The following is a 7,760-nucleotide window of genomic DNA, read 5'->3' on the forward strand; positions in this document are numbered from 1 at the left end:
CACCACGCACTCCGCCGTCATTCTCCGCGAAGGCGGGGAATCCAGTACGCCGAGGCGTCTCGATTCAATCACTGCCGTCACGGCGTACTGGATCGCGCTTCTACTGCTTTGCGCTCGGCAACAGCTGCGGCAGAAATCCGCGCGTGACGCCCGGCGGCACGGCATCGAGCCCGAGCACCGCGCTCGCGGCCGGCAGCGCCGCATCCGCCATCGCCGCATGCCCTTCCGCGCTCGGATGCACCGCGCCGCCATAGACGGCGGAGAGCACGCCCCAGGTCGCGTCGTGAATGTCGGTCGGCTGGCTCGCCGCCGGCAATCCCTGCGGATAGGTCATCGCGGCAAAATAGCTGTCATTGGCGTCACGGATCCAGCGCGCGCGGGGCAGATAGGCGCGGTATTCCGAGGCGCCGCGGCCGCACAGCATCGGCTGGCTCGCCGCGCTCACGATATCAGGATTGAAGCTCTGGCCGTTCTCCGCAAAGCAGCTGCGGTCGAATTCGGGGTCGTTGCCCGAATGGGCGCAGAAGCCGTGATCGGCGAACGCCGCCTGATGCGCATCGACGAAGGTCATGCGGTCGGCTTCGGGATCGCGGCACAGCGCGCCGCGGGTGCAGGTGGCAAGCCCCTTCAGCTGCGGCAAGAACTCGGTATCGACGAAGGTCGAGACGCGGGCAAGGCGCTGCGGATCGGCGTTGAAGGCCGGATGTATGTCGAAGCCGGCCCGGCCGCCGCGGCAGGGTACGCCGCCGTCGGCGAGCGCGGGGTTGGCGTAGGAGACATAGACGACATGCGAAAGGTCGCCGCCGACCAGCGGCTTGAGCGCCTCGCGCAGCTTGACGAAATTCTGCGGCAGTTCGCGCGCCAGCGCATCGCGGGAATCGTCGACGCTCGCCATCACGCCGGAGCGGCGGAACAGCGCGCGCTCGGTCGCGGTCTCGACGATCACGTCGGCGACGAGGCCGGAGAAATAGACGTCGTTGGCGCCGACCGAGAGCAGCACGAGGTCGAGCGTGCGATCGGGCTGGCGCTTCTTCGCCGCGGTGAGCGCCTCGCGCAACTCGGCGACCTGTGCGTTCACGCTGGTGTTGCAGACACCGGTCTTGCCGGGTGGGCATTCGCGGGCGCGCTGCGAGCCGAGCAGGCCGTCACCGATGCTGGCGCCGGTGCAGGCGAGCGGCAGGTAGGTCACTGCGATGTGGGTGTAGCGCACCGCGAGTGCGAGGGCGGTGCGCGTCTGGTAGCTGTAGAGCGAGCGGTGGCAGGGCGAGTTGAACCAGAGCGCGCTGTAGCGCTGCCAGTTGGCGAGCGTGTCCGGCGCCTCGCAGGCGCGGCCGCCTTTGAAGCCGTGGCGGCTCGGCCGGTAGTACTGCGCACCGGCGGTGCCCAGATAGGAGCGGAAGCAAAATCCTTCGTCCGACAGCGCCAGTGGCCGGTCCGGATTGCCTTCGCCGGACGCGATGCTGTCCCCGAGGCCGGCGACGAAGATGTCACGCACCTGGATCTCGGTCTGGACGCGCTGGGTCGGATCGGAGCCGGAGGAGACGTCGACGGTCGCGACCGTCTGCTTGCCGTAGCGGACGCGCAAATTGATCGGCTCGGCGCAGTCGAAGGTCGATTGCTGCGGCCCGTCGCCGTCGTCGAACGACCAGGCGCAGGTGGCGCCGACCGGCACCGCGCCAACGAGACGGACGGTCACGGGGTGATCGATCGGGGTGAGGTAGTTTTCCTTGGTGGTGTCGCGGGTGCAGGGCTGGTTGACCCGGCCCTGGAGGTCGATGCAGAGCCGATTGACCATGTTGCGGGCCCACCCGCGGCCTTCGCTCTGGAGCTCCAGCGATTGCTCGGCCGCCAGGATGCTGCGGTTGCGCGCGTTCTCGACATGGAGCAGGAAGTCGCGCTCCTCTCGGAACAGCCGGAAGCGGTTACGCACCTCCCAATTGATCTGCAGGGCGCCGGCGTCCTGAGCGCTCGCGCGCTCGGGCGGCATGGCCGTCAGAATCCCGGCAAGCAACAGGGCGCCTGCGGAGAGGGTACGAAGGAATACAGGGATCATGGCCCGCGTCTTCAACGGCAAAGTTGAGGCGGAAATAAGAGAGCATTGCTCCGCCCCCCGCAACCCCTCCGGGTCCAGATCGTGGCCTACCGCTTGTTGGCCTGGCGCAGTATCCGCTCGCGCTCCATCGGCGTCACCTGCTTGGGCAGATTGGCCTGCGCGCAGGCCTCCGCCAGCCGCCGCCGCTCCTGCCAGGGCTCGACCACGTTCATCCAGAGCTCGCGCGTGCCCATGATGGAGATGGCGAGGCCGAACGGGATCACGAAATAGAGGATGCGGAACACCAGCAGCGTCGCCAGAAGCTGCTCGCGCCCGAATTCGGGCAACGCCAGCAGCATGGCGGCATCGAACACGCCGATCGAGCCGGGGGCGTGGCTGGCGAAGCCGAGCAGCGTCGCCAGGATGAACACCACGGCCAGCGACATGAAGTCGATCGGCGGATTGGCCGGCATCAGCAGGTACATCGCCGTGGCGCAGAAGCCGAGATCGACCACACCGATCAGGATCTGGACCAGCGTCAGCGGCGCCGACGGCAAAACGACCTTCCAGCCCTTCTGGCCGAGTTCGCGCCGCTTTTCGCCCATGCAGAGCCAGACCAGATAGGCACCGATCGAGGCAAGGCCGCCGAGCGCGATCAGCCGATTGATCGAGGAGGGGAGCTGGTCCATCGAGGACGCCGCATCCGGATGGATCGCCATGCCGATCGAGAGCACGAAGATGTTACCGAGCCAGAAGGTCAGGCCCGACAGGAAGCAGATCTTGGCGACGTCGATCGCGTTCAGCCCGTAATCCGAATAGATCCGGAAGCGGATTGCGCCGCCGGTGAAGACCGTGGCGCCGATGTTGTGGCCGATCGAATAGGACGTGAAGCTGGAGAGCGCCGCAATGCGGTACGGAACGTGCTTCTTGCCGATCGTTCGCAGTGCAAAAAAATCGTAGAAGGTCAGCGTACAGAACGCGAAGAACACGCAGATCGCCGCCAGCCCGATGCTGCCGCGGGGAATCTCGGTTAACGCAGTCAGGATGACCCCGGTATCGATGCCCTTGAGGGTCCGCACCAGCGAGGTGATCGCGAAGGCGATAATGAAGATGCTCGCGGCAACTCCGAGCCGTCGCCAGCCGATCCATCTCTTGAAGCCGCGTTTCAGCGCGGGCAGCAGTCCGTGCATTCATCCTCCCGGCGGGGGGCAAGACCGACCCGGCCAGACATTGGCCAGTCGGGTACGATCACGGCCAAAAGCAGGCATCGATCGCTGGGCATGATCCAGCTCATTTAAGGCAAAAACACCGGCTTGTGCAGCCCTTGACAACAATTGGTTCTGCGTCGGACCGGTCACTTTTGTCATACGCGGTTCACATCGGCGGCGCGTTAAGCATATGAGTCGTGAAACCGGCTCGGCCCCGCGCGTTTCGTATGCCGACATGATTTCAGATGCCGGCGCCGTCCGCATTGTTCCAGCGCAAGCCAGCCGGGTCTTTTTTGGAACGTCGATACCGCGTGCTCGTTGGGGCCCCATCAGCAACCGAACATGGTGGAATAAGCGGCTTTTCGTGCAAGCCGCTGCCTTCGTGTTCCACAGAACCGGAAGAGGACGGAACGATGGGACTGTTCACAAAAGACATCAAAACCATGAACGACCTGTTCGTGCATCAGCTCCAGGACATCTATTACGCCGAGCAGCAGCTGACCAAGGCGCTGCCGAAGATGGCCAGTAAGGCCACCGATCCGCAGCTGAAGCAGGGCTTTTTGACGCACCTCGAAGAAACCAAGCAGCACGTCGCGCGGCTCGAAGAAGTGTTCAAGATGCACGGCGTCCCCGTGAAGGCGGTCGACTGTCCGGCGATCGACGGCATCATCGAGGAGGCCGACGAGACCGCCGGCGAAGTCGCCGACAAGGCGGTGCTCGACGCCGCCCTGATCAACGCGGCGCAGGCCGCAGAACATTACGAGATCGTACGCTACGGCAGCCTGATCGCCTGGGCCAAGCAGCTCGGCCGCAACGACTGCGCGACCGTGCTCGCCAAGACGCTGGAGGAGGAGAAGGCGACCGACCAGAAGCTCACCAAGCTCGCAGAGAGCAAGGTGAACCTGCGCGCGGCCAGCTAAGCTTAGGCTTGACCAGCATTGGCGCCGCGCGGTGTCCGCGCGGCGTTTGCATGCATTACGTCATCGTTCGGTCGTTATCGAAGCATGACGGCAGGCTAGAAGCGTATATTCCGCATGGGGCTGCAACCGAGGTGGCAGCATGCGCGCGAGCACCATCAAATATGAGACCTTCGACCACGGAGCCGGCGTAGCGCATGCCGGTTCGCGTCTTGCGACCTCGCTCACGCTCGCCGCGATGAGCCTCGGGTACGGCGTGGTGCAGCTCGACGTCACCATCATCAACACCGCGCTCGATGCGATGGGCCGGACGCTCGGCGGCGGCGTTGCCGAGCTGCAATGGGTGGTCAGCGCCTACACCATCGCGTTTGCCGCCTTCATCCTGACGGCAGGCGCGCTCGGCGACCGCATCGGCGCCAAGCGCGTCTTTATGGCGGGGTTCGCCATCTTCACCGCGGCTTCGCTCGCCTGCGCGCTGTCGCCCAATGCCGCCGTGCTGATCGGCGCGCGGCTGGTGCAGGGGCTGGCGGCGGCGATCCTGGTGCCGAATTCTCTCGCGCTGCTCAATCATGCCTATCCGGACGACCGCGCGCGCGGCCGTGCCGTCGCGGTCTGGGCTGCCGGAGCGAGCCTTGCGCTCACCGCGGGCCCCTTCGTCGGCGGCGCGCTGATCACGCTGGTCGGCTGGCGCGCGATCTTCCTGGTCAATCTGCCGATCGGGCTCGCCGGCCTGTGGCTGAGCTGGCGATACGCCAGCGAGACCACGCGGGCCCGCTCGCGCGAGATCGACCTGCCCGGCCAGCTGGCCGCGATCGGGGCATTGGGGGCGCTGGCCGGCGCGATCATCGAAGGCGGTGCGCTCGGGTGGGATCATCCGGTCGTGGTCGCAGCCTTCGTCGGGGCCGCCGGTCTCGTCGCGCTCTTCATCTGGCGCGAGAGCCGCGCGGCGCAGCCGATGCTGCCGCTGTCGCTGTTCGGCCACCGGCTGTTCGCGCTGACCTCGCTGGTCGGCCTGCTCGTCAACATCGCGATCTACGGCCTGATCTTCGTGCTCAGCCTGTACTTCCAGCGGATCAACGGGCTGTCGGCGTGGTGGACCGGGCTCGCCTTCGTGCCGATGATGGCGGCGGTGCTGCCGGTCAATCTGCTGGCGCCGCGCCTCGCCGAGCGCATTGGCCCGTGCCCGACCATCGTCGTCGGTGCCAGCGTGTCGGCGGTCGGCTGTCTCGGCCTGCTGTGGATCGAAGCCGACACCAGCTATTGGGCGATCTGCGCGCAGATGATCGCGATCAGTGGCGGACTTGGGCTGCTGGTTCCGCCGCTGACCTCGACCTTGCTGGGCAGCGTCGACAAAGCGCGCTCCGGCATCGCGGCGGGCGTTCTGAACGCGACGCGGCAGACGGGCAGCGTGCTCGGCGTCGCGCTGTTCGGCTCACTGGTGGCCGCGGAGGGGGCGTTCATGGCGGGCCTGCATCTAGCGCTGGTCGTGTCCGCGTCCGTCCTGCTGCTCGCCGCCATCGCGATCGGCCTCGGTGCGCCGGCGCGAGGATGAACAATCCGAGTGAATGAACACATCTTCCGTTCACCATTGCCGCAACAGGCGCGTAGCCGGTTACCACCTGTCCATATTGATCGGGTCAAGTGCGGGTCCATCAGAGGCCTGCGATGCATCAAATTCTCTACTGTCTCACCGAAGAGCACGATTGGCGGCTCGTCGCGCTTGGCGGCGCGGTGTGCCTGCTCGCCAGCGCGGCGGCCATCAGCCTGTTCCACCGGGCGCGCGCGACGCAAGGCGTCGGCCGTCTGGCCTGGCTCGGCCTCGACGCCGCTGTCAGCGGCTGCGGCATCTGGGCGACGCATTTCATCGCGATGCTGGCCTACGGACCGGGAGGCGCGGGCGCCTACAACATCCCGGTGACGATCCTGTCGTTGGTCTTTGCGATCTCCGTGACCTTCGTGGGGCTGAGCATCGCCGTGTCGTCCTCGCGGGCGGTCGGGATCGTTCTCGGCGGCGCCATCGTCGGCACCGGTGTCGCGGCGATGCATTACACCGGCATGGCGGCGCTGGAGATACCGGCGCGCGTGGACTGGATCGGAAGCACGGTCGCCGCCTCGGTGCTGTCAGGAATTGTCTTTGCGGCACTTGCACTGTTCGTGGCCGCGCGGCGCGACGACCTCTTCCATGCGCTGACGGCGACGGTCCTGCTGACCGTCGCTATCGTCGCGCATCATTTCACCGCAATGGGCGCGGTGCTGCTGACGCCGGATCCGACGCTCGCGATCGGCGGTCTGTCGATCCCGCCGGCGTCGCTGTCCTTCCTCACGGCCAGTGCGGCGGTTGCGATCATCGCGATCGCGCTCGTGGCCGCGCTGCTCGACCGCCGCGCCAGGAGTGAATTGGGCGCCCAGCAAATGGTGCTGGATACGGCGCTCGAGAACATGTCGCAGGGTCTGTGCATGTTCGACGCGGACGGCAAGGTCATGCTGTTCAACGAGCGCTATGCCGCCATGCTCCGCCGCACCGACATTGCGCTGACTGGCCGCCTGTTGGTCGACGTGCTCAGGGACGAGCAGGCCAAGGGCCAGTGGCAGGGCGACGCGGATGAATTCTTTGCCCGCCTCGTGGCCGATGCGCGCGAGGGGCGCACCACGACCGACATCGTCAGCCGGTTCGGCCGCTCCATCCGGGTCGTCAACCAGCCGATGCAGGGCGGCGGCTGGGTCGCGACCTTCGAGGACATCACCGAATGGCTGGAGGCGCAGGCCAAGATCTCGCACATGGCGCGCCATGACGCGCTGACCAGCCTGCCGAACCGCGTGCTGTTCCACGAGCAGCTCGAGCAGGGACTGCGCCGCACCAGGTCGGGCGATCAGCTCGCGGTGCTTTGTCTCGATCTCGACCACTTCAAGGACATCAACGACTCGCTCGGCCATCCCATCGGCGACGCGCTGTTGAGGGAGGTCGGCCGCAGGCTGAAGGCGACGGTCGGCGAGAGCGACACGGTGGCGCGACTGGGCGGCGACGAGTTCGCCGTGGTCCAGATCGGTCGCTCCGAGGAAACCGCTGCGAGATCGCTTGCCGGCCGCCTCGTCGAGGTCATCTCGGCGCCCTACGAGATCGACGACCATCAGATCGTGATCGGCGTCTCGATCGGCATCTCGCTGTCGCCGCAAGACGGCAGCGATCCGAGCGAATTGTTGAAGAACGCCGACCTCGCGCTCTACCGCGCCAAGGCGGATGGTCGCGGCACCTATCGCTTCTTCGAGACCGGCATGGATGCCCGCGCGCAGGCGCGGCGCCTCCTGGAAATGGACCTGCGCGCGGCGGTGCAGCGCGACGAGTTCGAGGCGTATTATCAGCCGATCCGCGACGTCGCCAGCGGCCGCGTCGTCGCCTTCGAGGCGCTGCTGCGCTGGAACCATCCGCAGCGTGGCCTGATCGCGCCCATCGACTTCATTCCGCTGGCCGAGGAGACCGGACTGATCGTCCAGCTCGGCGAATTCGTGCTGCGCTCGGCCTGCACCGATGCCGCCACATGGCCGGACGATGTCGACCTCGCCGTCAATTTGTCGCCGGTGCAGTTCAAGAATCCGAACCTGATC

The 7,760-nt window shown here is 66.5% G+C and carries 5 protein-coding genes; 3 read left to right on the forward strand and 2 right to left on the reverse strand.

Annotated features, from left to right (window positions below; translation table 11 throughout):
* Positions 1-100: 100 nt before the first annotated feature.
* Together IC66_RS0122145 and IC66_RS0122150 are read right to left on the reverse strand one after the other, a co-directional pair.
* Positions 101-2,053 (reverse strand): hypothetical protein, encoded by a 1,953-nt coding sequence (locus IC66_RS0122145; RefSeq protein WP_038949085.1) that lies wholly within the window; start codon positions 2,051-2,053, stop codon positions 101-103.
* A gap of 86 nt (positions 2,054-2,139) precedes the next feature.
* Positions 2,140-3,222, reverse strand: coding sequence for a lysylphosphatidylglycerol synthase transmembrane domain-containing protein (locus IC66_RS0122150; RefSeq protein ID WP_028143274.1), 1,083 nt, complete (start codon positions 3,220-3,222; stop codon positions 2,140-2,142).
* 431 nt (positions 3,223-3,653) lie between these two features.
* Between IC66_RS0122150 and IC66_RS0122155 the strand changes: the two genes are divergently transcribed.
* The 3 genes from IC66_RS0122155 to IC66_RS0122165 all read left to right on the forward strand — a co-directional run.
* Positions 3,654-4,160, forward strand: a complete 507-nt coding sequence (locus IC66_RS0122155) for a YciE/YciF ferroxidase family protein (protein WP_028143273.1) — start codon at positions 3,654-3,656, stop codon at positions 4,158-4,160.
* A 139-nt stretch (positions 4,161-4,299) separates the two neighbouring features.
* Positions 4,300-5,709 carry an MFS transporter gene (locus tag IC66_RS0122160; protein WP_038949086.1) on the forward strand — a complete coding sequence of 470 codons (1,410 nt, stop codon included), beginning with the start codon at positions 4,300-4,302 and terminating at the stop codon, positions 5,707-5,709.
* Positions 5,710-5,822: 113 nt separating this feature from the next.
* Positions 5,823-7,760: diguanylate cyclase domain-containing protein (locus IC66_RS0122165; protein ID WP_038949088.1), on the forward strand; the 1,938-nt coding region annotated here is incomplete at its 3' end.

Source organism: Bradyrhizobium genomosp. III (assembly GCF_000261705.1).
GTDB classification, from domain to species: Bacteria; Pseudomonadota; Alphaproteobacteria; order Rhizobiales; family Xanthobacteraceae; genus Bradyrhizobium; species Bradyrhizobium ottawaense.